The sequence below is a fragment of the Streptomyces sp. UNOB3_S3 genome, assembly GCF_020740895.1.
Taxonomy (GTDB): Bacteria; Actinomycetota; Actinomycetes; order Streptomycetales; family Streptomycetaceae; genus Streptomyces.
On sequence record NZ_JAILXP010000586.1, the window covers coordinates 1 to 2,861 of the forward strand.

General features: G+C 71.6%; 3 protein-coding genes. 2 read left to right on the plus strand and 1 reads right to left on the minus strand.

The features are described 5' to 3' along the window. Positions 1-586, plus strand: a 586-nt coding sequence (gene purN / locus K6I33_RS33950) for a phosphoribosylglycinamide formyltransferase (protein ID WP_229358655.1), incomplete at its 5' end; no start/stop codon positions are given. 47 nt (positions 587-633) lie between these two features. Beyond that, positions 634-2,181, plus strand: a complete 1,548-nt coding sequence (gene purH / locus K6I33_RS33955) for a bifunctional phosphoribosylaminoimidazolecarboxamide formyltransferase/IMP cyclohydrolase (RefSeq protein WP_229358657.1) — start codon at positions 634-636, stop codon at positions 2,179-2,181. Positions 2,182-2,241: 60 nt separating this feature from the next. Here purH and K6I33_RS33960 read toward each other — a convergent pair. After that, positions 2,242-2,861 (minus strand): RDD family protein (locus tag K6I33_RS33960; RefSeq protein ID WP_229358656.1); only part of this gene is annotated, 620 nt, incomplete at its 5' end.

Below are 2,861 nucleotides of genomic sequence, written 5' to 3' on the forward strand. Positions count from 1 at the left end.
CTCCGGTTCCGGTACGAACCTGCAGGCCCTGCTGGACGCCATCGCCGCCGATCCCGACGGCTACGGCGTCCGTGTCGTGGCCGTGGGCGCCGACCGGGACGGCATCGCGGGCCTGGAGCGCGCCGGGCGCGCCGGGCTGCCGACGTATGTGTGCCGGGTGAAGGACCACCCCACCCGTGAGGCGTGGGACGAGGCGCTGACGGAGGCGACGGCCGCGTACGAGCCGGACCTCGTCGTCTCCGCCGGCTTTATGAAGATCGTGGGAAGGGCGTTCATCGCCCGGTTCGGCGGGCGGATCGTCAATACGCACCCCGCCCTCCTCCCCAGCTTTCCCGGTGCCCACGGGGTGCGCGACGCGCTCGCGTACGGCGTGAAGGTCACCGGGTGCACCGTCCACTTCGTCGACGAAGGCGTCGACACCGGCCCGATCATCGCCCAGGGCGTGGTGGAGATCCGGGACGAGGACGACGAGTCCGCGCTGCATGAGCGGATCAAGGAAGTCGAGCGTTCGCTGCTCGTCGATGTCGTGGGGCGTCTGGCCCGCGACGGCTACCGCATAGAGGGACGAAAGGTAAGGATCCCGTGACCGCCGAAGGTACGACCGCCGAAGCCGTGACCGCCGAAGCCGAAGCCATGAAGCGGCCCATCCGCCGGGCACTGGTCAGCGTCTACGACAAGACGGGGCTGGAGGAGCTGGCCCGGGGGCTGCACGACGCGGGCGTCGAGCTGGTCTCCACCGGTTCCACGGCCGGCCGGATCGCCGCCGCCGGAGTCCCCGTCACCAAGGTCGAGGAGCTCACCGGTTTCCCCGAGTGCCTGGACGGCCGGGTGAAGACGCTCCACCCGCGCGTCCACGCCGGCATCCTCGCCGACCAGCGCCTGGAGGCGCACCGCGCGCAGCTCGAGGAGCTGGGTGTCAGCCCCTTCGAGCTGGTGATCGTCAATCTCTACCCGTTCCGGGAGACGGTCGCCTCGGGCGCCTCGCCCGACGAGTGCGTCGAGCAGATCGACATCGGCGGCCCGTCGATGGTCCGCGCGGCCGCCAAGAACCACCCGTCCGTCGCGGTGATCGTCAACCCCGGCCGCTACGACGACGTGCTCAAGGCCGTCGCCGACGGCGGGTTCGACCTCGCCGCCCGCAAGCGGCTGGCCGCCGAGGCGTTCCAGCACACGGCCGCCTACGACGTGGCCGTGGCGAACTGGTTCGCGGAGGGCTACGGCGCGGACGAGGGCCCGTGGCCCGACTTCATCGGGATCTCCTACGCCCGCAAGCAGGTGCTGCGCTACGGCGAGAACCCGCACCAGCCCGCCGCGCTCTACCTCGACCCCACCGGCACGGGGCTGGCGAACGCGGAGCAGCTGCACGGCAAGGAGATGTCGTACAACAACTTCGTCGACACCGACGCCGCGCGCCGCGCCGCCTACGACCACGCCGACCCCTGCGTCGCGATCATCAAGCACGCCAACCCGTGCGGCATCGCGACCGGTTCGGACGTCGCCGAGGCGCACCGCAAGGCCCACGCGTGCGACCCGCTGTCCGCGTTCGGCGGCGTCATCGCCGTCAACCGGCCGGTGTCGGTGGCGATGGCCGAGCAGGTCGCGGAGATCTTCACCGAGGTCCTCGTCGCGCCCGGCTACGAGGACGGCGCCGTCGAGGTCCTGGCCCGGAAGAAGAACATCCGGGTGCTGCGCTGCGCCGACGCGCCCGCCGCGCACGGCGAGTCCCGTCCCATCGAGGGCGGTCTGCTGGTCCAGGCCAAGGACCGGCTCCAGGCCGAGGGCGACGACCCGGCCAACTGGACGCTCGCCACGGGCGAGGCGCTGTCCGCCGAGGAACTGGCCGAGCTGGCCTTCGCGTGGAAGGCGTGCCGCGCGGTGAAGTCCAACGCCATCCTGCTGGCCAAGGACGGCGCGACCGTCGGCGTCGGCATGGGCCAGGTCAACCGCGTGGACTCCGCGAAGCTGGCCGTCCAGCGGGCGGGCGAGGAGCGCGCCCGGGGCTCGTACGCCGCGTCCGACGCGTTCTTCCCGTTCCCGGACGGGCTGGAGGTGCTGACCGCCGCCGGGATCAAGGCGGTGGCGCAGCCGGGCGGTTCGGTCCGGGACGAGCAGGTGGTGGAGGCCGCGAAGGCGGCGGGCGTGACGATGTACTTCACGGGTACGCGTCACTTCTTCCACTGATCTGTTGATCTGTGCGGAAGTGAAGGCCGCGCTCCGTGGAGCGCGGCCTTCGGGAACGCCTCAGCGGACCCGTACGACCACCGTGCCGACGATCTTGTCGGCGAAGGTCTGCTTCTTCTCGTCCCACAGCGGCCAGAGATAGCCGAGGTAGAGGAAACCGTCGAGGATGTGGCACAGATTCCGGACGAACGCCATGCCGAAGCCGGTGGGCATGCCGTCGCGTTCGCGCAGGACGCTGATGCCCACGGCCTTCTTGCCCGGGGTCTGTCCCGTCTTGCCCTGGCGGTGGAGGGACCAGAAGCCGAGGAAGACGCTGAGGAGGAACGCGAGCCCCATCACGACCAGGCCGCCGGTCATCAGGCCCGACGACCCGGTCGGCTCGCAGTAGCCCTGGCTCGCGCTGAAGGAGTCGCAGGTCTCGTGCCCCGCGATCATCATGCCGACGCCCACGCCGATCAGGACCATCGGCACGACGCCCAGGATCAGGCCGTCCAGCAGGGTCGCGCCCACGCGCGCCCACCAGCCCGCCAGCGGCGGGCGCTGCTGCATGGCGTACGGATCCTGCGGATAGCCGCCGGGGCCGTACCCGTAGGCCCCGGGCTGCTGGGGGAACGGCGGGTACGCCGGATACGGCTGCCCCGGCTGCTGCGGCGGGCCGTAGCCCGGCGCAGCAGCCGGGC

Coding starts and splice junctions, on each gene's coding strand:
- purH (WP_229358657.1), top strand. CDS start 634: ATGAAGCGGCCCATCCGCCGGGCACTGGTCAGCGTCTACGACAAGACG.